The sequence below is a fragment of the Sphingomonas sp. genome (genome assembly GCF_036387595.1).
Lineage (GTDB): Bacteria > Pseudomonadota > Alphaproteobacteria > Sphingomonadales > Sphingomonadaceae > Sphingomonas.
In genome coordinates this window covers 34,671-56,691 of record NZ_DASVTL010000088.1, presented here as the reverse complement: position 1 = coordinate 56,691, position 22,021 = coordinate 34,671, and the positions used below count along the sequence as shown (strand labels likewise).

Below are 22,021 nucleotides of genomic sequence, written 5' to 3'. Positions count from 1 at the left end.
ACAAAGCGATTGGGGGGCGGTCTCGCAGGGGGCCGCCCTTTTTCGTTTGCACGGCTCCGCGTTACGGTGTAGTAATACGGCAATACACAAGGACCATGCCATGCGCCGTTCGATCTTCATCGCTACCCCGCTGATGCTGGCAGCCTGTTCGATCGGCAGCAGTGGCGACGCCCAGGGGCCGGGCGCGCCGGCCAGCGGATCGGGCAATGCGCGGACGTTTGCGGTCGCGGATTTCGATTCTGTGGACCTGCGCGGCGCGGACGACGTGGACGTGCGCGTCGGCAGCGGCTTTTCAGTGCGTGCCGAAGGGGCGTCCGACGATCTCGAACGGTTGCACATCGTGCGCGAGGGGCAGTCGCTGCGTATCGGTCGTCGCAAGGAAAGCGGATTGCGCTGGGGCAGTGGAGATGCGGTCAGGGTGCTGGTTACGATGCCGCGGATCGGCAGCGCCAAGATCGCGGGGTCGGGCGACGTCGCGATCGACCGGGTCGAAGGCGCCCGGTTCGCGGGCGAAATCGCCGGGTCGGGCAGCCTGGCTATCGGCGCGATGCAGGTCGATCAGGCATCGCTGTCGATCGCGGGATCGGGAGACGTCAAGGCAGCGGGCACCGCCAGGCGGCTGATGATCGACATCGCAGGCTCCGGCGACGTGGATGCGCCCGACCTGAGCGCCGATTCCGCAAAAGTGTCGATCGCAGGATCGGGCGGGGTTCGCGCACGCGTCACCGGCACGGCGGATGTCGATGTCGCCGGGTCGGGCGACGTCGATCTGGGTGCCGCGGCCCGCTGCACCGTCCGGGCGCACGGGTCTGGCACGGTGCGCTGCGAGGGACGCTGAACCACTTGCCAGGGCATCGCGGCGGTGAAACACAGGCGGGATGAACCGCCTGCTGATCGCCGCCTGCCTGTCCCTCATCAGTATCGCGGCATCCGCGGCGGAGCGCACGGTCGGCGTCGGTACGTTCGACCGGGTGCGCGTGAACGGCGCGTTCGACGTGCGGATCGCGACCGGGAAATCGCCGCGCGCGACGCTATCCGGCGATCCTCGCGCGATGGACCTCGTGGACCTGCGGATCGATGGCACGACCTTGTTCGTGCGCTGGCGCAATACCGACGCCGCCAGCGCACGCGCGGCAGGGCCGGTAATGGTGACGCTATCGGCGCAGACGCTGCAATCCGTCGCGATCCTGGGCGCGGGCAGGCTGACGATCAGCGGCATGCGCACGGCGCGCGCGGACGTGTCGGTGGCCGGGACGGGCACGATTGACGTGAGCGGGGTCGATGCCGAACAGATCAACGCGTCGGTGGTCGGCGGCGGCGCGATCACGATCGCGGGACGGACGCGTGCGGCGCGGCTTTCGACGAACGGGCCGGGCGGGATCGACGCGGCCGCGCTGGTGGCGGACGATCTGGTCGTCCGGCTCGACGGACCCGGCCAGACGCTGGCGCAGTCGCGTTACGTCGCGACGATCAGTTCCACCGGGCTGGGACGGGTCGTGGTCTCCGGCAATGCCAAATGCACGGTACGCGCGCCCGCCGGCGCGACTATAGACTGCGGGCAGTAACGCCGAGCGCCGCTTTACCGGTGGCTCAACGCGCCGCCTGGCCGTGGTGGGTCACCAGACGTTCCGCACCGGCAGGCTGGAGCGCGACCATGCCGATCGTGCCGAGCAGGAATCCACCGGCGAAGCGGCGGAAGAAGCTGGAAGTCAGGAAGCTGGCCATGGTCATGTCTCGTTGGAGGACGCGTGACATACGCGCCTTCATGTGTCGTGGATGCAGATCGTGTCCGGCCTGTGTCTCGACAATGCCGGTATTAGAAACACACCGATGAACGATGCGTGGCTTCGGCGTTCACCTGAGGTTGGCGCAGGCCTGCTGGATGCGTGCGCATGCGTCGCGCAGCAGATCGTCGGCGGTGGCGTAGCTGATCCGCATCGCGGGGGAGAGGCCGAAGGCCGCGCCCTGGACCGCGGCGACCTTTGCATCATCGAGCAGATAGCCGACGAACGCCTCGTCGCTGTCGATCACGCGGCCGCTGGGAGCCGTCTTGCCGATCAGTCCGGCGATCGAGGGATAGACGTAGAAGGCGCCTTCCGGCGTCGGGCAGTGGACGCCGGGAATGGCGTTCAGCATTGCCACCACCAGATCGCGGCGAACCTTGAACGCGTCGTTGCGCATGGCCAGAAACGACTGGTCGCCGTCGAGCGCGGCTGTGGCGGCGGCCTGTGCGATGGAGCAGGGGTTGGAGGTCGATTGCGACTGGAGCTTGGCCATCGCCTTGATAAGCCACGATGCGCCGGCGGCATAGCCGATCCGCCAGCCCGTCATCGCATAGGCCTTGGAGCAGCCGTTGACTGTCAGGGTGCGGGCGTAGAGTTCGGGGACGACCTGTGCGATCGTCGCGAACTGAAAACCGTCATAGACGATATGCTCGTACATGTCGTCGGCGAAGACCCACACGTCCGGGTGTCGTAGGATGACCTCGCCCAGCGCGCGCAGTTCGTCCGCGGTATAGGCGGCGCCGGTCGGATTTGACGGCGAATTGAGGATCACCCATTTGGTCCGCGGAGTGATTGCCGCGTCGAGCGCCTGGGGCGTCAGCTTGTAACCCTGTTCGGGGCCGGCCGCGACGATCACCGGGGTGCCGCCGGCGAATTGCACGACATCGGGATAGCTGACCCAATAGGGCGCTGGAATGACCACCTCGTCGCCCGGATTCACGCTGGCGACGATCGCGTTAAAGAGGGTGTGCTTGCCACCGACGTTCACGCTGACCTGATCGGGCGTGTAGGTCAGCGCATTGTCGCGCGCGAACTTGGCGACGATCGCCGCCTTCAATTCGGGAATACCGTCGACGTTGGTGTATTTGGTGCGCCCGTCACGGATCGCCTGTATCGCGGCTTCCTTGACGAAATCGGGCGTGTCGAAATCGGGTTCGCCCGCACCCAGTCCAATGACGTCGACGCCGGCACGCTTCAACTCCAGCACGCGCGTCGTGATCGCGAGCGTCGGCGAAGGGCTGATGCGCGCGAGCGCGGCGGACTGGTGCATGGGAATACCCTTTGAAAGCGCGGGCGCTATAGCGAGCCGGTGGATCGTGCGCCATCCGAAACGATCGCCGGGATTAATCCGCGGAGCGCATTGCCGATGAAGAACCCGGCGCGCAGATCGGCACGGGTCACCACGCCCTCGATAGCCCGGCCACTCGCCAGCAACTCCGCGCGCAGCACGCCCGGCAGCAGCGCACCGGCAGGCGGCGTGACGAGGACGCCGCCGCGGGCGACGAACAGGCTGGTGAAGCTGCCTTCGGTCAGGGTGCCGTCGGGTGCCTCGAACACGACCTCGAACGCATCGCCGCGCGCCGTATCGTAGAAGCCGCGGTCGCTGGTCTTGTGGCGAAGGCGGAAGTCCGATGTTGCCACCGGAAGCGGCACGATCGCGACAGCCACGGGGCCAGCGGGGGGCGACGGGACCGGCGCGACCTCGACCGCCAGCGCACCCGACGCGCTGAGCAGCAGCCGCACCCGGCGTCGATCGCGCAGGCGAAAGGTGGCGGCCTGAAGCTCGTTGCGCGCGGCGTGACGATCGAAGGCATAGCCGAACATCTGCGCGCTGGCCCCCATGCGCGCCAGATGGAGTTCGAGGAGCGCGGTGCCGTCCTCGGGATCGAAGCGCATCGTCTCGATCAGGTCGAAAGCGCGCGCGCCGGCATGCAGGAACGCGCCCTTGTCATGGGCTTCCTCCCATTCGCCCTGCGCTTCCGAATCGGCGACGATGCCGGAGCCCAGGCCGATGGTTGCGTGATCCTCCGCGGGGTGGATCGTCAGCGTGCGGATCGCGACGTTGAACTGCGCGTCGCCGTTTGCGTCGACCTTGCCGATCGCGCCGCAATAGGCGCCGCGCGGGGAGCCTTCGATCGTGGCGATCGCCTGCATCGCGCGGACCTTGGGCGCGCCGGTGATCGAGCCGCAGGGAAAGAGCGCGGCGAGGACGTCGACGGCGTCCTTGCCATCGCCCAGCGCGGCCGTGACGGTCGATGTCATCTGGTGGACGGTCGGGTATTGTTCGATCGCGAACAGCGCGGGCACCGCGACGCTGCCGGGGCTTGCGACGCGCGACAGATCGTTGCGCATCAGATCGACGATCATCAGATTCTCGGCGCGCTGCTTGGCATCGGCAGCGAGGGCGGCGGCAGCGACGCGATCGGCACCAGGATTGGCATCGCGCGCGGCGGTGCCCTTCATCGGACGGCAGGTCAGGTGCCCGGAGTCGAGCGCGAAGAACAATTCGGGCGACAGCGACAAAAGGGTCTGCGTGCCGGTGTTCACCACCGCACCCCAGCCTGCGCGCGACGCGGTACGCAGCCGGGCGTAAAGCGCGAGCGGATCGCCGAGGAACGGCACGCGTGCCCGGAAGGTCAGATTGGCTTGATAGACGTCACCCGCGGCGATCAGCGCTGCTACCTCGGCGAGCTGTTCGTCATAGGTGTCGCGCGTGATCTCGGGCGAGAGAGCGCCGATCCATGCGCCGGCGGGGTCAGGAAGGTGCGCGGGCACATCTTCGATCGTCTCGAAGCCGTCGAACAGGCCGAACCATGCAAGCGGCGTTGGCGGCGGCGCCAGCGTACCGACGTGCGGCTCGAACGCCTCGCCCGCTTCATAGGCAAGGAACCCGGCGGCGTGGAGGCCGTCGCGCGTCGCGGCGCGCACGTCGTCCAGCACGCCACGCACTTCGTCCGGGCTGTACGCCACCAAGATCCGTCGCGGCGCATGGTACAGGCGGGCGGGAGCACCGGCGTCGCGGGCGTCATCGAGCAGTACGAAGGGCACGGGCAGGGCGGCAAGCATCACGCTATTCCCGATGCACGCGCGGGGCGCATCGGGGCAAGCACCGATTGCCGCCGCCGCGCCGCGCGCGTATCGCGCTGCGATGAGCAGCCCAACCGCCGACACGCCTCCCATGCGCGTCACGATCGTTCCCGTGACCCCGCTCCAGCAGAATTGCACCGTCATCTGGTGCACCGCCACGATGAAGGCGGCGGTGGTCGATCCTGGCGGCGACCTGGCTAAGATCCAGGCGGCGATCGCGCAGGCGGGGGTCACCGTCGAGAAGATCCTGCTCACCCACGGTCATATCGACCATGCGGGCGAGGCCAAGCCGCTCGCCGCTGCGCTGGGCGTAGGCATAGAGGGACCGCATGAGGCGGATCGCTTCTGGTTGGCGCGACTCGACGAGGACGGCCGCAACTACGGCATTCGCGGCGTGGTGTTCGAACCCGACCGCTGGCTGGTCGATGGCGATACGGTGACGGTCGGCGACCTTGTCCTCGACGTGTACGAGACGCCGGGGCACACGCCGGGGCATGTGATCTTCCACCATGCGCCCTCGAAGCTGGCGCTGGTCGGCGACGTGCTGTTCCAGGGATCGGTGGGGCGCACCGACTTTCCCCTGAGCAGCCATCAGGCGCTGATCGAATCGGTGGTGACCAAGCTGTGGCCGCTGGGCGACGCGACGACGTTCATCCCCGGCCACGGCGCGGCGAGCACCTTCGCGCACGAGCGGCGGCACAACATGTTCGTGAGCGATCAGGCGCTGGCGGCATAGGGCGGCAGGCCACCGCCCTCACGCTTCAACGCGCCCCTTGAACCCCTGCGCGATCACATACCATTCGGACGAATCCTTGCGGCTTGCGGGTGGTTTGGCGTGTTTTACGGCCGTGAAATTGCGCTTGAGGATCGCGACCAGATCGTTGTCGGCGCCCCCCGCCAGTACCTTGGCGACGAACGCCCCGCCGGGGCGCAGGATCTCGCAGGCGAATTCCACCGCCGCCTCTACCAGGCCCATCGTGCGCAGATGATCGGTCTGCGGATGGCCGACGGTGTTCGCGGCCATGTCCGACAGCACCAGATCGGCCGCGCCGCCGAGGCCCGCGGCGATCAGTTCGGGGGCGCGTGCGTCCATGAAGTCGAGGTGGATGATGTCCACCCCGTCGATGGGATCGACCGGCAACAGGTCGATGCCGACGATCGCCGCGGCGGGGGCCTGCCGCCGCACGACCTGGCTCCAGCCGCCCGGTGCGATGCCCAGATCGACGACGCGGCGCACGCCCTTCAGCAGCGCGAAGCGTTCGTCCAGCTCGATCAATTTGTACGCCGCACGGCTGCGATACCCCTCCGCGCGCGCCTTGCGCACATAAGGATCGTTCAACTGACGCTCGAGCCAGCGGTTCGAGGCCGTGGTACGCCCACGCCCGGTCTTGACGCGCACCCGGCCGCCGGAGCCGCCCCTGCTCATGACGCGGTTCTCATGGCTTCACGCTCCCCATCAGCCGGCGCAGGATGCCCTCGCGGATGCCGCGGTCGGCGATTCCCAGCCGGTCGGCGGGCCACAGGTCCAGGATCGTTTCCAGGATGGCGCAACCCGCGACCACCAGATCGGCGCGCTCGCTGCCGATACACGCCACCTTCGCGCGTTCGGCCAGCGACATGCCTGCCAGATCGGCGCTGATCCGCCGCATGGCATCGGCGGGCACGATCAGCCCGTCCACCGCCGAACGATCGTAATGGCTCAGCCCCAGATGCACGCTGCCCAGCGTCGTCACCGTCCCCGAGGTGCCGAGCAGCCGCGGCGTCGCGACCCGCGGCAGCCGCGCGGCGAACCCTGCGAAACTGTCCGCCACCAGCGCCCGCATCCGGGCATAGGCGACCGCGCGCGCGTCCGCATCCGCGCCGCCGCCGGCATGTTCGGTGAGCGACACCACGCCCCAAGGCGCCGAATGCCAGTCGATCACGCGCGGCACCGCGGTGCGGGTGTCGACCAGCACCAATTCGGTCGATCCGCCGCCGATGTCGAAGATCAGCGCGGGGTCGTCGCCCGGCTCGATCAGCACGTGACAGCCCAGCACCGCAAGCCGCGCCTCTTCCTCGGCGGTGATGATGTCCAGGTGGATGCCGGTCTCGGCGCGGGCGCGGGCGATGAACTCGGCGCCGTTGGCGGCGCGGCGGCACGCTTCAGTCGCCACCGATCGCGCCAGCGTCACGTCGCGGCGGCGCAACTTGTCCGAACACACGCGCAGCGCCGCCAGCGTGCGCTCGACCGCATTATCGCTGAGCCGGCCGGTGGAGGCGAGTCCCTCGCCCAGGCGCACCACCCGCGAAAAGGCGTCGACGATCGCGAAACCCGGTCCCTGCGGTCGCGCGATCAGCAGCCGGCAATTGTTGGTGCCAAGGTCGAGCGCGGCATAATAACGCGCCTCTGGCCAGCGCCCGCGCGGGGGCCGGGGGATCGCCGGACGGGCAGGCGGGGCCTGCCGGTACGGCATATCGGCGGATGCATCGCCCATGCCGTGAAACTCGCTTGTTCTGTTCTGCCGTCTTGCGAGCGGGGCTCGCGTCCGGTGCTTGGCGACAGACGTAGCGCGCGCGATCGCATCCCACAAGCGGCCGGCCCCTGCGCCGTTGACAGCCCGTGGTCCGCCACCTAGATGGCCCCCGCTGTTGCCCCGTCGTCTAATGGTAAGACTGCGGTTTCTGATACCGCCTATTGAGGTTCGAATCCTCACGGGGCATCCAGCGCTCTCCCCTGAAATGTCCTTTTCGAAGAGCGTGATGCGCCGGCCGGATCGGTGCCCGCCAATTCGCTTGCCGGGCACGCAGCGGCACGTCAGATGGGTGGCTCGCATCTTCGCTGGAGCCCATCATGCGCCGCTACCTTCTGCCGCTGTCGTCCGCCGCCTTGCTTTGCGCCGCAGGTCAGGCTCAGCCGCCGGCCAGTGCGCCCAAGGACGCGGCCGCCCGTGTCGAAGGGCGCGGCGACGTGCCGCTAAAATTCACTCCGCCTGTGGGACAGGCCGATTACGACAAGCGCGAATTCATGGTGCCGATGCGCGACGGGACGAAGCTGTACACCGTCGTCGTGGTGCCCAAGGGCGCGGTGAACGCGCCGATCGTGCTGACCCGCACGCCCTATAACGCCAAGGCCCGCGCCAACCGCAGCGACAGCCCGAGCATGCTCGCCACCCTGCCGCTGGCCGACGAGATCTTCGTGCGCGGCGGCTATATCCGCGTTTACCAAGACATCCGTGGCAAATACGGGTCGGAAGGCGATTACGTCGTCACCCGCCCGGTGATCGGCCCGCTCAACCCGACCAAGGTCGATCACGTCACCGACGCCTATGACACGATCGACTGGCTGGTGAACAAGGCGAACCTGCCCGAATCGAACGGCCGGGTCGGCATGATCGGTTCGTCCTACGAGGGCTTCACCGTCGCCATGGCGCTGCTGAACCCGCACCCGGCGCTCAAGGTGGCGGCACCCGAAAGCCCGATGATCGACGGCTGGATGGGCGACGACTGGTTCCATTACGGTGCCTTCCGCCTCGCCAACATCGCTTGGCTCGGCAGCCAGACCGGTTACAAGGGCGCAGGGACCGCGCCGCCGACCGGCGGCTGGGACGATTACGACAATTTTCGCGCGATCGGATCGGCGGGAGATTGGGCGAAGAAGTCTGGCTATGACCAGCTCCCCTATTGGACGCGGATGTCGGCGCACCCCGCCTATGACGGTTTCTGGCAGGGGCAGGCGCTCGACAAGCTGCTGGCGGCGAACCCTTCGAACGTGCCCACGCTGTGGGAGCAGGGATTGTGGGATCAGGAGGATATGTACGGCGCGATCACCGCCTGGGAGGCGCTGAAGGCGAAGGGGAAACTGGGCAACAACCACCTGGTCATGGGACCGTGGCGGCACAGCCAGGTCAATCGCGAGGGGCGCAGCCTCGGCCCGTTTCAGTGGAACGGCGACACCGCCGCGCAATTCCGCGAACAGATGGTGCGGCCGCTGTTCGACCAGTATCTGAAGGACGGGCCGCCCGCCAACCTGCCCGCCGCGGCGATCTACAACACCGGCGAGAACCATTGGGACCGGCTGACGACCTGGCCGCTGGCGTGCGAGACGGGGTGCGCGGCGCCGCTGACCCCGATCTATCTCCAGGCGGACGGCGGCCTCGGCTTCGCCAAGGGCGCGGCGGGCGGCGACAGCTATGTCGCCGATCCCGCCAAGCCGGTGCCGCACCTGCCGCGCCCTGTGAATTTCGAGGATGGCCGCTGGGGCGACTGGCTGGTCAGCGACCAGCGCGCATCGGAAGGGCGCCCGGACGTGATGACCTATATGACGCCGGTGCTGACCCAGGCGGTGCGCGTGTCGGGTGCGCCGGTCGCGGATATCTATGCCGCGACGACCGGGACGGACGGTGATTTCGTGGTCAAGGTGATCGACGTCCTGCCTGCGGAAAACGCGACCGATCCGAAGATGGGCGGCTATCAACTACCGATAAGCCTCGACATCTTCCGAGGTCGCTACCGCGACAGCTTCGCGCGGCCGAGCGCTATCCCGGCCGGCAAGGTCGAGCGCTATCGCTTCCGCCTGCCGAGCGTGAACCACGTGTTCCAGCCCGGCCATCGCATCATGGTGCAGGTGCAATCGAGCCTGTTCCCGCTCTACGACCGCAATCCGCAGACCTATGTGCCCAACATCTTCTTCGCGCGTGCCGGCGATTATCGCAAGGCGACGGTGACGCTGCGCCGCGGCGGCACCACGGCCAGCGCGGTGCTGTTGCCGGTGGTGCCGGTCGAACAGGTGCAGGCGGGCGGGGCTACCGGGCGGTAGCGCCGCGCCGTCAATAGGCTCGGGCGACTGCGAACTCGACTGCCTCGACCATCGCGTCCTTGGCCTTGCCGCTGGCGAAGCCGCCGATCGCGTCGATCGCGCGCTGGCCGTAATGGCGCGCGCGCGCCAGCGTGTCGTCGACCGCGCGGGTGCGGCGGACAAGCTGGACCGCGTGCGCGAAATCCTCGTCCGAGTCGCGGCGGCCTTCGATCGCGTCCTTCCAGAATGTGCGGTCGCCGGCGTCGCCTCGCGCATAGGCCAGGATGACCGGCAGCGTCATCTTGCCCTCGCGGAAATCGTCGCCCGCGTCCTTGCCCATCGTGCCCGCGTCCGAGACATAGTCGATCGCGTCGTCGACCAGCTGGAAGGCGATGCCGAGGTTGCGGCCATAAGCGTCGAGCGCCGCTTCCTCGCCCTCCGGCCGCTCGGCCACGACCGCGGCGATGCGGCAGGCGGCGGCGAACAGCGCAGCGGTCTTGGCGCCGATGATGTCGAGATAGCGATCCTCGTGCAGGTCGACGCGGCGCGCGGCGGTCAGCTGGTTGACCTCGCCCTCGGCGATCACGGCGGAGGCGTTGGAGAGGATTTTCAGCACCTTGTTGCTGCCGTCCTCCACCATCAGTTCGAACGATCGGCTGAAGAGGAAATCGCCGACGAGCACGCTGGCCGGATTGCCCCAGATCAGGTTCGCGGTGCGCTTGCCGCGGCGCAGGTCCGATCCGTCGACCACGTCGTCGTGGAGCAGGGTGGCGGTGTGGATGAACTCGACCGCGGCGGCCAGCCGATGATGGCGGGTGCCTGTATAGCCGATCAGCCGCGCGCTGGCGAGCGTCAGCATCGGCCGCATCCGCTTTCCGCCACCCGCGATCAGATGCCCGGCAAGTTCGGGGATCAGCGGGATTTCGGACTGCATGCGATCGAGGATGACCGCGTTGACCGCGTTCATGTCTCCCGTCACCAGCGCGACCATCGGGTCGAGCGAGGGCTGCGAGCCGGTTCCGAGGCGGTGGATGGTGGCGCTCATGTTCCGGCGCGATCTAGGGTCGCGCGCGGCGTCCCGCAATGCCCTCGTTGCTTGCTTGCACCGGCGAAACGCGGCAACGGGGCGGTGGTATCGCGGGGAGCGGCTTGTGACGGACGACGTGCTGACCGGCTATCGCCAGTCGATCGACAATATCGATGCCGCACTGGTCTGCATGCTGGCCGAGCGGTTCAAGATCACCCAGGCGGTCGGCCGGCACAAGGCCGAACACGGCCTGCCCGCGGCAGACGAAGGTCGCGAGGAACGTCAGATCGCTCGGCTGCGCAAACTCGCCGAGGATGCGCAGCTCGATCCGGGATTTTCGGAAAAGTTCCTGCGCTTCATCATCGACGAGGTGATCCGCCATCACGAGCGGCTTCGCAGCTGATGGCGTTCCTGCTCGCGATCGAAGGCGCGGACGGCGCGGGCAAGGCGACGGTGTCCGCCGAAGTCGCCCGCTTGCTGCAGGTGGGGCGGCGCCGTGCCGAGGTCGTGTCCTTCCCGCGCTATGCCGACACCGCTGGGGGCCATGTGCTGGGCGACTATCTGGCCGGGCGGCTGCCACGGGCCGTCACTCCGAAGGCCGCAGCGGTACTCTATGCGCTGGACCGGCTCGAATCACGCGCCCATCTGGACGCGGTGGCGGCGGCGAATGACGTGATCGTCTTCGATCGCTACATCGCATCGAACATGGCGTATCAGGCCGCGCAGGTGCCGGCCGACGAGGCGCGCGCGCTGATGGACTGGATCGCGGAGCTGGAGACCGGTCAGTTCGCGTTGCCCGCCCCCGATCTGTCGGTCTATCTCGATACCCCCGCTGAGGTGGCGCGCGCGCTGATCCTGAAGAAGCGGCGGCGATCGTACACCGACGACGCATTCGACGCCTATGAAGCCGACATCGGATTACAGGCGCGGGTGCGCGAGAATTATGCCGCGATGGCGGCGGGCGGGACGCTGGGTCGCTGGGCGACGGTCTCGACCACCGTTGCCGGCGTCTCGCGCCCGCCCGAAACGATCGCGGCCGACGTGGTGGCGCTGCTCGCCCAAGTCCGGCCTGGCTAGCCCACGAAGGCCCGCTCGATCACATAGTGTCCCGGCTGGGAGTTCGATCCCTCGGCAAAGCCCAGCGCGTCGAAGCGCGCCGCGAAGCTGCGGATCATGTCCATGCTGCCGCACATCATGACCCGGTCGGTTTCGGGATCGAAGCGCGCCTCGCCCGGCATCCCGGCGAACAAAGTGCCGTCTTCGATCAGCGCGTCGATGCGCCGGGCGTTGCGGAACGGTTCGCGGGTGACGGTGGGGATGTAATGGAACTTGGCCGCGGCCTCCTCGCCGACCAGCGGATCGTCGGCGAGCCGCGCGGCAAGTTCGTCGTGGAACGCCAGGTCGCTGACCCGCCGCACCGAATGGACCACGGCGATCGCATCGAACAGGTCGTAGATGTCGGGATCGCGCGCCACCGACAGGAAGGGGGCGAGGCCGGTGCCGGTCGACAGCATGAACAGCCGCTTGCCCGGCAACAGCGCGTCGGCCACCAATGTGCCGGTGGGCTTCTTGCCGAGATAGATCCGGTCGCCGGCTACGATCTTCTGAAGCCGCGACGTCAGCGGCCCGTCCTCGACCTTGATCGAGAGGAAATCGAGCTTTTCGTCATAGGCGGGGCTGGCGATCGAATAGGCACGCAGCAGCGGTTTTCCGTTGGGGCCAGGCAGGCCGATCATCACGAACTCGCCCGATCGGAAGCGGAACGACGGCGGCCGCGTGATCGAGAAGCTGAACAGATGCTCGTTCCAGTGGCGGACGTCCGTCACCGTCTCGACCGACAAGGCGGTCGTGGGTTCGAGGGTGGCGGCAATCGTCATGAAATATGTCCTGGTGGCAAATGGCGCGTGCTGGCGCGGCCCTGTAGCGCAATAGCGCTTGGCGCAAAGAATTTATCCTTCTCACCCGCGCCGCGCCGCTTGGCCGACGGCACGAAAGCCGTAGCGCCGCGTTGCAGCGCCTCGAATCAAAGGGGAAACGCCGATGGACCGGCAGGATAGACGAGCGCCGGACACCAGGCCGCCCATCAGAAAGGGTGCTTTCGCGACACCCAAAGGCGGCTGGTGGGCGATGGCCAGGCGCACCTGGGCGGAAACCGGCGACGACAACATCTCGCTGATCGCGGCGGGCACCGCCTTCTACGTCTTCGCCGCGATCGTGCCGCTGCTCGGTGCGATCGTGCTCAGCTACGGGCTGTTCGCCGATCCCTCGACTGTCGATAGCAACATCCGCGCGCTGTTCGGGGTACTGCCGCGCGATGCCGCCAGCCTGATTGGCGACCAGCTCGCCACGGTCACGAAGACGTCGGGGCAGAGCAAGGGGCTGGGGCTGGCCGTAGCGCTGGTGCTTGCGATCTATGGCGCCTCCAAGGGCGCGTCGTCGGTGGTGACTGCGCTGAACATCGCCTATGAGGAGAAGGAGACGCGCAACTTCGTCGTGCTGACCCTGCTGTCGATGGCGATGGTGATCGGCACCGTGCTGCTGGCCTTGGCCGCGGTGAGCGCGACGGCGGCACTCGCTTTCCTCGAAAGCCTGATGCCCGGCGCCCCTGCGATCGTGCTGACGCTGGTGAAGCTGGCGGGCTATGCGCTGACCGGCGTGCTGGCGGCGCTCGCCGCGGCGGTGCTGTATCGCTACGGGCCGGACCGCAAGAACGCGACATGGGTGTGGCTGACCCCCGGCTCGCTGCTGGCGACGCTGTTGTGGCTGCTCGGAACGGTATGTTTCGGCCTGTATGTCGCCAATTTCGGCAATTACGGCGCCACTTATGGCTCGCTGAGCGCGGTGATCGTGCTGCTGACGTGGATATGGCTGTCCGCTTATGTCTTCCTGCTGGGCGCGGAGCTGAATTCGGAACTGGAGCGCGCGCTGGAAGAGCCGGCAAAGGCCGTCGCTCCCGCTGACGCTCTGGCGAAGCAACGCATGCCCGTCGCGGCGACCGCGGCGGCGGCAGGTGCGGCCTTCGTGCTGGGGCGGCTGCGGTGGCGGACCCTGGCGATGCTCGCGGCGGCGGTTGGCGTGGCTGCCAAGACGAAGGGAGCGCGGGCGGTGTCTCGGGGCGAGAATTGATCCGGCTCGATGGAGGCTCTCGGCCGAAGCAGGCGGTGGCCGACGCGTTTTAGCGATCCTGAGCAGATGCGTCACGCGGGATTGTGACACCTGCAAGTTGGCCAGCCTGGAACGGTCGCTGGTGTCACGCTCGACCGGTTTTTGACACAGGCTGCGAGAAACTCGGCCGACCGAACGGACGATCTCCGTAAACTCAACGTGCGGCAGCGTAATTTTGGGAGATCGACACAGGAGACGGTTTTGGCAAGCTGGCTCCCGCTCTAGCCGCCCTTTCAGCCGAATCTCGACCGGACCGTGCGAAGGGCGATCGTCCCTTCGGCACGCTTCGCACCTTGCCGTTGCGGCACCAGCGGGGCAGGGCGCGATCATGGCCGATTACGATGCGATCATCCTGGGCGCGGGCGCCGCCGGCCTGATGTGCGCGGGCGTGGCGGGGCAGCGTGGGCGCAAGGTGCTGCTCGTCGATCATGCGGACCAGGTGGGCAAGAAGATCCTGATCTCGGGCGGCGGGCGGTGCAATTTCACCAACACCGGCACGACGCACGAACGCTTCCTCTCCGCCAACCCGCATTTCGCGCGCTCGGCGCTCGATCGCTACACCGCGGCCGATTTCGTCGCGCTGGTCGATGCTTACGGGATCGCATGGCATGAAAAGACGCTGGGGCAATTGTTCTGCGACGGCTCTGCCAGGCAGATCGTCGCCATGCTGCTGGAGGAATGCGCCAAGGGACCGGTGACGATCGCCACCGGGCGCGCGGTCACCGACGTCGCGCACGACGGCACCGCGTTCCGCGTCGCGATCGACGGCGTCGCCGCCACCGCCCCGCGGCTGGTGATCGCGACCGGCGGGCCGTCGATCCCGAAGATGGGCGCGACCGGCTTCGCCTATGATCTCGCGCGCCGTTTCGGGCTGAAGGTGGTCGAGCCGCACCCCGCGCTCGTGCCGCTGACGCTCGGCGGCGAGGACGTGCTGTTCCGCGAACTCTCGGGCGTCGCCGCCGATGTGGTCGCACGGTGCGGCCCGAAAGGCGGTGGCGCGGCCTTTCGCGAGGCGGCGTTGTTCACCCACCGCGGCCTGTCCGGCCCCGCTATCCTCCAGGTGTCGAGCTATTGGCGGCACGGCGAGGCGATCGGCATCGACTTCGTACCCGGCCGCGATTCCGGCTGGCTGGCGGCGGAAAAGCGTGGCAGCCCGCGCGCGACATTGCGCCGCACGCTGGCCAGGGCGCTGCCCGACCGGCTCGCCGAAACGCTCGCCGACCGGCTCGGCCATCCCGGCGAACTCGCCAATCTGGCCGAGCGCAAGCTGGCCGAGGCGGAGGCGCGGTTGCGCGACTGGCGCTTCGTCCCGAACGGCACCGAGGGCTTCGCCAAGGCCGAGGTCACCGCGGGCGGAATCGCCACCGCGGGCCTGTCGCAAAAGACGATGGCGGCGAAGGCGGTTTTCGGGCTATACGCGATCGGTGAGGCCGTCGACGTCACCGGGTGGCTGGGCGGCTACAATTTTCAATGGGCCTGGGCGAGCGGATGGGCCGCGGCGCAAGACCTGTGACGCGGTTGCGCCTTGCGCGCTCCGCCCCCACCTAGAGGTTTCATGTCCTTTCCCGATCTTCCGCCGCTTCTGAACGAAGCGCTGACCGCGCGTGGCTATACCGCGCTTACCCCCGTCCAGGCCTCCGTGCTGGAACCCGAGGCGCTGAACCGCGACCTCATCGTCTCGGCGCAGACCGGATCGGGCAAGACCGTCGCCTTCGGCCTGGCGATGGCCGATGCACTGCTGGAGGGCGGTGCGCCGGGGGCGCCGCGCGCGCTCATCATCGCGCCGACCCGCGAACTGGCGCTCCAGGTCAGCAAAGAGCTGGAATGGCTCTATGCCGCGGCACGGCTCCGGATCGCGACCTGCGTCGGCGGCATGGATGCCTCGCGGGAGCGCCGGGCGCTCGGCCACGGCGTCCATGTCGTCGTCGGCACGCCCGGCCGCTTGCGCGATCATCTGGAGCGCGGCGCGCTCGATCTGTCGGGGCTGAAGGCGGCGGTGCTCGACGAGGCCGACGAGATGCTCGACATGGGCTTTCGCGACGATCTGGAGACGATCCTCGACGCGACACCCGAGGGGCGGCGCACGCTGCTGTTCTCGGCGACGATGCCGCGGCCGATCGTCGCGCTCGCCAAGCGCTACCAGCGCGACGCGCTGCGCATCTCGACGGTGGGCGAGGACCGCGGCCACGGCGATATCGCCTATCAGGCGATCGCGGTGTCGCCGTCCGATATCGAACATGCGGTCATCAACCTGCTGCGTTTCCACGAGGCGGAGACCGCGATGCTGTTCTGCGCCACCCGCGACAACGTCCGCCACCTCCACGCCAGCCTGCTGGAGCGCGGCTTCGCGGCGGTCGCCTTGTCGGGCGAGCATTCGCAGAGCGAGCGCAACCAGGCGTTGCAGGCCCTTCGCGATCGGCGCGCGCGCGTGTGCGTGGCGACCGACGTCGCGGCGCGCGGCATCGACCTGCCGACGCTCAGCCTGGTCGTCCATGTCGAGCTGCCGCGCGATGCCGAGACCTTGCAGCATCGCTCGGGCCGGACCGGCCGTGCGGGCAAGAAGGGCACCGCGGTGCTGATCGTCCCCTATCCCAAGCGCCGCCGCGTCGACGGCATGCTCCGCGGCGCGCGCATCGCCGCCGAATGGCACGAAGTGCCCAGCGCCGACGACATCCGCGCGCGCGATCGCCAGCGGCTGCTGGAGACGCTGAAGGCGCCGGTCGAGGTGGACGACGAGGATCGCGCGCTGGGCGTCGCTTTGCTCGCCGAGCGATCCGCCGAGGATATCGCCGCGATGCTCGTCCGCGCCCACCGCGCGAGCATGCCCGAGCCGGAAGACATGCTCGACCGCGCCGCCATGCCCGCCCGCAGCGACGACCGCCGCGCCGGCTTCGAAGGCGCAGCCTGGTTCCGCATGGACGCGGGCCGCCGCCAGAATGCCGATGCGCGCTGGCTGCTCCCGCTGATCTGCCGCCGCGGCCACGTGACCCGCGGCGATATCGGCGCGATCCGCATCGAACAGAACGAGACCCGGTTCGAGGTATCGGCGGCCAGCGCCGCCCGCTTCGCCGACGCGATCGCCAAGACCGCGGCCGGCGACGACAGCGGCATCACGATCATCCCCGCCGATGGGCAAGCGCCCGCCGGGCGGCCGGCGTCCCGCCCGCGCGCGCCGAGGCCGCATGCGCGGCATGGCGCACGGTAGCGGAGACCTTCTTCTGGTGATATGCTGACGCCATGAACAAGCCCGCGAGCATCTCGTTCGCCGTCGCAGGTCCGGCTCGCATCACGACCGCGGAGTTCGAGCGAATGTGTCGTGCCGACGTTTTCGGCGACGCAAAGATCGAGCTGGTAGACGGAGAGTTGCAGCGCATGATGTCGCCGATGGCCCAGCACGCCGGACGACAGGCGAGCGTGATAGGCAAGCTGTACGCGGCACTGGGTGACGGCGCGGCCCGGCTGTTGGGCGAGACGGGCATCGATCTGGGGAATGACACAGTCATCGGCTGCGACGCTGTCCTGCTCTTCGCACCGATGAAGGAGCATCGTTGGCTGCGGCCGGAAGAGGTCGTGCTGGTGATCGAGGTTTCCGAGACGACACGCGACCGCGACATGGGCGTGAAGCGCGTGAAGTACGCTACGGCTCGGATACCGCATTACTGGGTGATCGATGGCGAGCGTTCGGTCGTCCACGTCTGGGGCGAACCGGTGAATGGCGACTATGCCCAGATCAGCACCGTTCGCTTCGGCGAGCCGCTCGCGGTGCCGGGGACCGGTCAGACCATCGTGATCGCGTGAGCGGACCGGGCCGCGTCGGCGGCGTCGCGCGGGCGCTCGGCTTTGCGGGACTGCTGCCGCAGCTTGCCGCGGTCGTGGCGGTCGCATTCGGCACGGACTATCGCCTCGGAGAAGCGCTGGCGTTCGTTTATGGTGCGCTGATCCTCAGTTTCATCGGCGGCATATGGTGGGGCTTGGCGATGCGCCGCTCAGTCGGCCAGGCGCGACTCGCGCCGGTGTCGGTCGCGCCTTCGCTGGTCGCGCTCGCGATCGGCATTGCGCAGGTCGTTCGCGGCACGCTGGATCAGGCATTGATCGTGCTGGGCATCGCGATCCTGCTTACGCCGCTGGTCGACCGCCACCTCGTTCATAGCGGCGATGCGCCGGACGGCTGGCTGCGGCTGCGGCTGCCACTCTCGCTCGGCCTGGGCGTGCTGACCATCCTGGCGGGCGCATTGTAGCGGTTCAGGGTAGCGGTTCAGGCCGCCTTGCGCAGTTCCAGCCGGCTCCAGATCTCCACCAGCGCGTCGGTCAGTTCGCGCATCATCTCTGCCGTATGCGCAGGCCCGGGGGTGAAGCGCAGGCGTTCGGTGCCGCGGGGGACGGTGGGGTAGTTGATCGGCTGGACGTACACGCCGTATTCGGCGAGCAGGACGTCGCTGATCTTCTTGGCTTTCACCGGATCGCCGACCATCACCGGCACGATATGGGTCTCACCCAGCATTACCGGCAGTCCGGCGCCGGACAGCATCGCCTTCAGCATCGCCGCCGCCGCCTGCTGCCCCTCGCGCTCGACGCTCGATGCCTTCAGGTGGCGGACGCTCGCCAGTACGCCAGCGACCAGCACGGGCGAGAGAGAGGTCGTGAAGATGAAGCCGGGTGCGTAGCTGCGGATGACGTCGATGATCGTGCGATCCGCCGCGATATAGCCGCCCATCACGCCGAACGCCTTGCCCAAAGTGCCTTCGATGATCGTGATCCGGTCGGCAACCGCATCGCGCTCCGAAATGCCGCCGCCGCGCTTGCCGTACATGCCGACCGCATGGACTTCGTCGCAATAGGTCAAGGCGTTGTACGTGTCCGCCAGGTCGCACATCGCGGCGATCGGCGCGACATCGCCCTCCATCGAATAGACGCTCTCGAACGCGATCAGCTTGGGCGCGGACGGGTCTTCGGCGGCGAGCAGTTCCTCCAGATGCGCCAGATCGTTGTGGCGGAAGATGCGCTTCTCGCAGCCCGAATTGCGGATGCCCGCAATCATCGACGCGTGGTTCAACTCGTCGGAGAAGATGATGCAACCCGGCAGCACCTTGGCCAATGTCGCCAGCGTGGCTTCGTTCGAGACATAGCCGCTGGTGAACAGCAGCGCCGCCTCCTTGCCGTGCAGGTCGGCCAGCTCGTATTCGAGATCGACGTGGTAATGCGTGTTGCCGCCGATGTTGCGCGTGCCGCCTGAGCCGGCGCCGACGTCGTGCAGCGCCTCCTCCATCGCCGCGATCACCTTGGGATGCTGGCCCATCGCGAGATAGTCGTTCGAGCACCATACCGTGATCGGCTTCGGCCCGTTATGCCCGGCGAAGCAGCGCGCGTTGGGGAACGCGCCCTTGTTGCGCAGGATGTCGATGAACACGCGGTATCGGCCCTCCGCATGGAGCCGGTCGATCGCCTGGGTAAAGACGCGCGAATAGTCCACGCGCGTGCGGTCGATTTCGCGGGGCGGGATGCCGTCGAGTATCATGGTTCCGTATTTATCGCCGGAATGGTGAATATTCCAGCATTTTGCGGGGGGCCGCTCAGTCCCCCGCGATCGCGTCTATCGCCGCCGCCATCTCGACGTCGCGCCCCGACAATCCGCCGGCATCGTGCGTGGTCAGCAGGATCTCGACCCGGTTCCAGACATTGGTCCATTCGGGGTGATGATCCGCCTTTGCCGCCAGGCACGCGACTCGCGCCATGAAGCCGAAAGCCTCGGGAAAATCGGCGAAGACCAGGGTCCGGGTGATCGCGTCGCGGGCCTCGTCATAGTCCCAGTCGGGCAGGCCATCGAGCGCCTCGGCGCGTTCGGCTTCGCTCAGCGGCTCGATCATGCTTGTCGTCCTCCTGCGCACACGGTTATGGCGAGCGGTGTGAGCGGGCAAGACATTATGGGCGCGGCCCCGGACGCCGACGCGATCGAGCGCGTCGCGCGGGCGACTCTGGCGCGGCTGCCGTCCGCCTTCGCCGCGCATCTGGACGACGTCGTGCTGATGATCGAGGAGGAGGCCGACGACGAGACGCTGGCGGCGCTGGGGCTGGAGCATCCGCTGGAGCTGACGGGTCTGTATCACGGCCAGCCGATGGGGGAGAAATCGGCGATGGATTCGGGCGCAATGCCCGACCGCATCCATCTGTATCGGCAGGCGATCCTGGCCGAATGGTGCGAAACGGGGGTGCGGCTCGACGATCTGGTGGCGCATGTCGTCATCCACGAAGTTGGCCACCACTTCGGCCTGTCCGACGCCGACATGCACGCGCTCGAAGACACGGTTTGACCGCGCCGCTGGTGCTCGACGACATCGCGTGCGTGCGCGGTGGGCGCATGCTGTTCGAGGGGCTGTCGCTCACCTTGGCGCAGGGCGAGGCGGCGCTGGTCACCGGGGCCAATGGCGTCGGCAAGTCGAGCCTGCTGCGGATCGCGGCCGAGCTGTTGCGCCCGGCCGCGGGCCATGTCGCGGCGGCGCGGGTGGCGCTGGCGGACGGGCGGGCGGCACTGGACCCCGAACTGCCGCTGCGCCGCGCGCTGGCCTTCTGGGGTGCTAGCGATGCGGCCGTGCTCGACGATTTCGGGCTGAGCGCGCTTGCCGACGTGCCGGTGCGACTGCTGTCGACCGGTCAGCGTCAGCGTGCGGCGCTGGCGCGGGTTGCGATGGATGACGTGGCAAATGGGGGTGCGGCGCTGTGGCTGCTCGACGAGCCTGCCAATGGCCTGGACGCGGCGGCGACCGCGGTGCTGGAACACCATGTCGCGCGACACCGCGACAGGGGTGGCGCGGTGATGGTGGCGACGCACATTCCGGTCGCGCTGCCGGGTGCGCAGGTCGTGGCGCTGTGAGGACGTGACCTTCGTCCGCCTGGTCGCCCGCGACCTGCGCCGTGCCTGGGCGGGTGGCGGCGTGATCGCGCCGATGGTGTTCTTCCTGCTGGTCGCGACGCTGTTCCCGTTTGCGATCGCGCCGGATCAGGCGCTGCTCGCGCGCGTCGGTGGCGGGGTGGTGTGGACCGCCGCGCTGCTCGCCGCGCTGCTGCCGATCGAGCGCTTGGTCGCGCCCGATCTGGAGGCCGGGGTGATCGACCAACTGGCGTTGCGCGGGGTGACCGAGCCGGTCGTCGCGGCGGCCAAGATGGTCGCGCACTGGCTCGCCTTCGCGCCCGCGCTGATGGCGGCGGCGGTGATCGCCGCGGGGCTGCTCGGTCTGCCGGGCGCGACGCTGGCGCGCGTCGAGCTGGGGCTGTTGATCGGCACGCCCGGCCTGGCGGCGCTGGCGGTCGCGACCGCGGCGCTGACCGCGGGGCTGCGCGGCGGCGGCGCGGTGGCGGGGCTGGTGATGCTGCCGATGGCGGTGCCGCTGCTGATCTTCGGGGCGGGCGCGGATGGGGCGGGGGCGTTCAAGCTGCTGGCCGCGGTGTCGCTGCTGCTGGTCGCGGGCGCGCCATTCGTGGCGGGGGCGGCGATGCGGATGGGGCGGGAGTAAAGCGAAACTTCCCTAAGGTCGCGCATATGAGCATCAGGCGCGTGGGAAGTTTTGACGTTCGCGCCGGTGGTGTGCTGGGTTTCGGGCGTGGGGGTTGCTCCTTCCGAGGGGGGTCGCTGCGGGGCGGTGGCGGCGGAAGGTCACTGGAAAGTCACATCCTACAGGGTGTAACGCAACGATGGATGCGGCATCTGCACGCATGAGAAAGAGCGGGCGCGGAGCGGCGCCGAGTCGCTGCGATCATGGCACGGTAGGCGGGCTGTAGGACAGGGCTGGACGGCCGGGGCGCCCTTCCATAGGCTGCCATCGATCAAGGTGCTTGCCGAGGTGGGAAAGCGACGATGCTGACGATCCTGGCGCTGATGCTCGCGTCGCCCCAGGTCTGTGCCGACGTCAAACGACAATGCCGCGCCTGTACGGTGAGCAAGGGCGAGAAGCGCTGTTCGAACATCGGCATCGCGTGCCAGCCTTCGATCCGCGTTTGCCGCCACAAGGACGGCGTGGGATCATCGGATCGGCCGAGGGTAGGCGCTTCACGTAGGGGCTGATGCCCTAATTCGGGTTGTTCAATACGCCTTCTCGATCTCGACCTCCAGTCCATGATGCAAAGATCAAAAGTTTTGCGTTTGGGCATAAGTACGGGCGGGTTTGAGCCGGGTAGCCTTTGGCGCGCCGT

Annotated in this window: 23 protein-coding genes and 1 tRNA gene; 15 read left to right on the top strand and 9 right to left on the bottom strand. The window is 68.2% G+C overall.

Annotated elements, in window-relative coordinates; all coding sequences use genetic code 11:
* The first annotated feature begins 100 nt into the window (after positions 1 to 100).
* The gene (locus VF643_RS10275; RefSeq protein ID WP_331043292.1) at positions 101 to 838 is read left to right on the top strand and encodes a head GIN domain-containing protein; all 738 of its coding nucleotides are present in this window, start codon (positions 101 to 103) and stop codon (positions 836 to 838) included.
* Between the two features lie 40 nt (positions 839 to 878).
* Complete coding sequence (locus VF643_RS10270) at positions 879 to 1,565, top strand: GIN domain-containing protein (RefSeq protein WP_331043291.1); 687 nt, start codon at positions 879 to 881, stop codon at positions 1,563 to 1,565.
* A gap of 25 nt (positions 1,566 to 1,590) precedes the next feature.
* On the opposite strand, the gene VF643_RS10265 is transcribed toward VF643_RS10270, so the two are convergent.
* The 3 genes from VF643_RS10265 to pabB form a co-directional block, all read right to left on the bottom strand.
* Entirely contained in the window at positions 1,591 to 1,725 is a 135-nt protein-coding gene (locus tag VF643_RS10265) for a hypothetical protein (RefSeq protein WP_331043290.1), read from the bottom strand.
* Between the two features lie 129 nt (positions 1,726 to 1,854).
* Positions 1,855 to 3,054, bottom strand: coding sequence for a pyridoxal phosphate-dependent aminotransferase (locus VF643_RS10260; RefSeq protein ID WP_331043289.1), 1,200 nt, complete (start codon positions 3,052 to 3,054; stop codon positions 1,855 to 1,857).
* A gap of 26 nt (positions 3,055 to 3,080) precedes the next feature.
* The gene (gene pabB, locus VF643_RS10255) at positions 3,081 to 4,850 is read right to left on the bottom strand and encodes an aminodeoxychorismate synthase component I (RefSeq protein ID WP_331043325.1); all 1,770 of its coding nucleotides are present in this window, start codon (positions 4,848 to 4,850) and stop codon (positions 3,081 to 3,083) included.
* A gap of 82 nt (positions 4,851 to 4,932) precedes the next feature.
* Here pabB and VF643_RS10250 point away from each other — a divergent pair, with 82 nt between their 5' ends.
* Entirely contained in the window at positions 4,933 to 5,607 is a 675-nt protein-coding gene (locus VF643_RS10250; protein ID WP_331043288.1) for an MBL fold metallo-hydrolase, read from the top strand.
* 18 nt (positions 5,608 to 5,625) lie between these two features.
* Here VF643_RS10250 and VF643_RS10245 read toward each other — a convergent pair whose 3' ends face one another.
* Together VF643_RS10245 and VF643_RS10240 are read right to left on the bottom strand one after the other, a co-directional pair.
* Entirely contained in the window at positions 5,626 to 6,297 is a 672-nt protein-coding gene (locus VF643_RS10245) for an RlmE family RNA methyltransferase (protein WP_331043287.1), read from the bottom strand.
* Between the two features lie 10 nt (positions 6,298 to 6,307).
* Entirely contained in the window at positions 6,308 to 7,324 is a 1,017-nt protein-coding gene (locus VF643_RS10240; RefSeq protein ID WP_331043324.1) for a Ppx/GppA phosphatase family protein, read from the bottom strand.
* Between the two features lie 176 nt (positions 7,325 to 7,500).
* On the opposite strand from VF643_RS10240, the gene VF643_RS10235 reads away from it, so the two are divergent.
* Positions 7,501 to 7,574: transfer RNA gene (locus tag VF643_RS10235), tRNA-Gln, on the top strand.
* A 127-nt stretch (positions 7,575 to 7,701) separates the two neighbouring features.
* On the top strand, positions 7,702 to 9,666 hold the full coding sequence (locus VF643_RS10230; RefSeq protein ID WP_331043286.1) for a CocE/NonD family hydrolase: 1,965 nt from the start codon (positions 7,702 to 7,704) through the stop codon (positions 9,664 to 9,666).
* A 10-nt stretch (positions 9,667 to 9,676) separates the two neighbouring features.
* Here VF643_RS10230 and VF643_RS10225 read toward each other — a convergent pair whose 3' ends face one another.
* Positions 9,677 to 10,690, bottom strand: coding sequence for a polyprenyl synthetase family protein (locus VF643_RS10225; protein ID WP_331043285.1), 1,014 nt, complete (start codon positions 10,688 to 10,690; stop codon positions 9,677 to 9,679).
* 106 nt (positions 10,691 to 10,796) lie between these two features.
* On the opposite strand from VF643_RS10225, the gene VF643_RS10220 reads away from it, so the two are divergent.
* Positions 10,797 to 11,075, top strand: coding sequence for a chorismate mutase (locus VF643_RS10220; RefSeq protein WP_331043284.1), 279 nt, complete (start codon positions 10,797 to 10,799; stop codon positions 11,073 to 11,075).
* Complete coding sequence (locus tag VF643_RS10215) at positions 11,075 to 11,749, top strand: thymidylate kinase (protein WP_331043283.1); 675 nt, start codon at positions 11,075 to 11,077, stop codon at positions 11,747 to 11,749. Before VF643_RS10220 ends, VF643_RS10215 begins: the two co-directional genes overlap by 1 nt.
* On the opposite strand, the gene VF643_RS10210 is transcribed toward VF643_RS10215, so the two are convergent.
* The gene (locus VF643_RS10210; RefSeq protein ID WP_331043282.1) at positions 11,746 to 12,549 is read right to left on the bottom strand and encodes a ferredoxin--NADP reductase; all 804 of its coding nucleotides are present in this window, start codon (positions 12,547 to 12,549) and stop codon (positions 11,746 to 11,748) included. The two genes, VF643_RS10215 and VF643_RS10210, sit on opposite strands and share 4 nt — an antisense overlap.
* A gap of 250 nt (positions 12,550 to 12,799) precedes the next feature.
* Between VF643_RS10210 and VF643_RS10205 the strand changes: the two genes are divergently transcribed.
* The 5 genes from VF643_RS10205 to VF643_RS10185 all read left to right on the top strand — a co-directional run bounded on the left by VF643_RS10205 (position 12,800) and on the right by VF643_RS10185 (position 18,075).
* Complete coding sequence (locus VF643_RS10205; protein WP_331043281.1) at positions 12,800 to 13,798, top strand: YihY/virulence factor BrkB family protein; 999 nt, start codon at positions 12,800 to 12,802, stop codon at positions 13,796 to 13,798.
* A gap of 367 nt (positions 13,799 to 14,165) precedes the next feature.
* Positions 14,166 to 15,350, top strand: a complete 1,185-nt coding sequence (locus tag VF643_RS10200) for an NAD(P)/FAD-dependent oxidoreductase (RefSeq protein ID WP_331043280.1) — start codon at positions 14,166 to 14,168, stop codon at positions 15,348 to 15,350.
* Positions 15,351 to 15,392: 42 nt separating this feature from the next.
* Positions 15,393 to 17,042 carry a DEAD/DEAH box helicase gene (locus tag VF643_RS10195; protein WP_331043279.1) on the top strand — a complete coding sequence of 550 codons (1,650 nt, stop codon included), beginning with the start codon at positions 15,393 to 15,395 and terminating at the stop codon, positions 17,040 to 17,042.
* Positions 17,043 to 17,074: 32 nt separating this feature from the next.
* Positions 17,075 to 17,635, top strand: a complete 561-nt coding sequence (locus tag VF643_RS10190) for a Uma2 family endonuclease (RefSeq protein WP_331043278.1) — start codon at positions 17,075 to 17,077, stop codon at positions 17,633 to 17,635.
* Positions 17,632 to 18,075, top strand: coding sequence for a DUF3429 domain-containing protein (locus VF643_RS10185; protein ID WP_331043277.1), 444 nt, complete (start codon positions 17,632 to 17,634; stop codon positions 18,073 to 18,075). The genes VF643_RS10190 and VF643_RS10185 overlap by 4 nt, the downstream gene beginning before the upstream one ends.
* Before the next feature lie 17 nt (positions 18,076 to 18,092).
* On the opposite strand, the gene hemA is transcribed toward VF643_RS10185, so the two are convergent.
* Positions 18,093 to 19,352 carry a 5-aminolevulinate synthase gene (gene hemA / locus VF643_RS10180; protein WP_331043276.1) on the bottom strand — a complete coding sequence of 420 codons (1,260 nt, stop codon included), beginning with the start codon at positions 19,350 to 19,352 and terminating at the stop codon, positions 18,093 to 18,095.
* Positions 19,353 to 19,407: 55 nt separating this feature from the next.
* Entirely contained in the window at positions 19,408 to 19,701 is a 294-nt protein-coding gene (locus tag VF643_RS10175; protein WP_331043275.1) for a 4a-hydroxytetrahydrobiopterin dehydratase, read from the bottom strand.
* A gap of 57 nt (positions 19,702 to 19,758) precedes the next feature.
* On the opposite strand from VF643_RS10175, the gene VF643_RS10170 reads away from it, so the two are divergent.
* The 3 genes from VF643_RS10170 to VF643_RS10160 are packed head-to-tail and all read left to right on the top strand — an operon-like array spanning position 19,759 to position 21,345.
* Positions 19,759 to 20,145: a metallopeptidase family protein gene (locus VF643_RS10170; RefSeq protein WP_331043274.1), complete on the top strand. Its 387-nt coding sequence runs from the start codon at positions 19,759 to 19,761 to the stop codon at positions 20,143 to 20,145.
* Complete coding sequence (locus VF643_RS10165; RefSeq protein ID WP_414713839.1) at positions 20,142 to 20,705, top strand: ABC transporter ATP-binding protein; 564 nt, start codon at positions 20,142 to 20,144, stop codon at positions 20,703 to 20,705. The genes VF643_RS10170 and VF643_RS10165 overlap by 4 nt, the downstream gene beginning before the upstream one ends.
* A gap of 4 nt (positions 20,706 to 20,709) precedes the next feature.
* Complete coding sequence (locus VF643_RS10160) at positions 20,710 to 21,345, top strand: heme exporter protein CcmB (protein ID WP_331043273.1); 636 nt, start codon at positions 20,710 to 20,712, stop codon at positions 21,343 to 21,345.
* The last annotated feature ends 676 nt before the right edge of the window (positions 21,346 to 22,021 follow it).

Bases quoted from the DNA above. Each gene is read 5' to 3' on its own strand.
- VF643_RS10275 (WP_331043292.1), top strand. From the start codon at position 101: ATGCGCCGTTCGATCTTCATCGCTACCCCGCTGATGCTGGCAGCCTGT.
- VF643_RS10270 (WP_331043291.1), top strand. From the start codon at position 879: ATGAACCGCCTGCTGATCGCCGCCTGCCTGTCCCTCATCAGTATCGCG.
- VF643_RS10265 (WP_331043290.1), bottom strand. From the start codon at position 1,725: ATGGCCAGCTTCCTGACTTCCAGCTTCTTCCGCCGCTTCGCCGGTGGA.
- VF643_RS10260 (WP_331043289.1), bottom strand. From the start codon at position 3,054: ATGCACCAGTCCGCCGCGCTCGCGCGCATCAGCCCTTCGCCGACGCTC.
- pabB (WP_331043325.1), bottom strand. From the start codon at position 4,850: ATGCTTGCCGCCCTGCCCGTGCCCTTCGTACTGCTCGATGACGCCCGC.
- VF643_RS10250 (WP_331043288.1), top strand. From the start codon at position 4,933: ATGAGCAGCCCAACCGCCGACACGCCTCCCATGCGCGTCACGATCGTT.
- VF643_RS10245 (WP_331043287.1), bottom strand. From the start codon at position 6,297: ATGAGCAGGGGCGGCTCCGGCGGCCGGGTGCGCGTCAAGACCGGGCGT.
- VF643_RS10240 (WP_331043324.1), bottom strand. From the start codon at position 7,324: ATGCCGTACCGGCAGGCCCCGCCTGCCCGTCCGGCGATCCCCCGGCCC.
- VF643_RS10230 (WP_331043286.1), top strand. From the start codon at position 7,702: ATGCGCCGCTACCTTCTGCCGCTGTCGTCCGCCGCCTTGCTTTGCGCC.
- VF643_RS10225 (WP_331043285.1), bottom strand. From the start codon at position 10,690: ATGAGCGCCACCATCCACCGCCTCGGAACCGGCTCGCAGCCCTCGCTC.
- VF643_RS10215 (WP_331043283.1), top strand. From the start codon at position 11,075: ATGGCGTTCCTGCTCGCGATCGAAGGCGCGGACGGCGCGGGCAAGGCG.
- VF643_RS10210 (WP_331043282.1), bottom strand. From the start codon at position 12,549: ATGACGATTGCCGCCACCCTCGAACCCACGACCGCCTTGTCGGTCGAG.
- VF643_RS10205 (WP_331043281.1), top strand. From the start codon at position 12,800: ATGGCCAGGCGCACCTGGGCGGAAACCGGCGACGACAACATCTCGCTG.
- VF643_RS10200 (WP_331043280.1), top strand. From the start codon at position 14,166: ATGGCCGATTACGATGCGATCATCCTGGGCGCGGGCGCCGCCGGCCTG.
- VF643_RS10195 (WP_331043279.1), top strand. From the start codon at position 15,393: ATGTCCTTTCCCGATCTTCCGCCGCTTCTGAACGAAGCGCTGACCGCG.
- VF643_RS10190 (WP_331043278.1), top strand. From the start codon at position 17,075: ATGAACAAGCCCGCGAGCATCTCGTTCGCCGTCGCAGGTCCGGCTCGC.
- hemA (WP_331043276.1), bottom strand. From the start codon at position 19,352: ATGATACTCGACGGCATCCCGCCCCGCGAAATCGACCGCACGCGCGTG.
- VF643_RS10175 (WP_331043275.1), bottom strand. From the start codon at position 19,701: ATGATCGAGCCGCTGAGCGAAGCCGAACGCGCCGAGGCGCTCGATGGC.
- VF643_RS10170 (WP_331043274.1), top strand. From the start codon at position 19,759: ATGGGCGCGGCCCCGGACGCCGACGCGATCGAGCGCGTCGCGCGGGCG.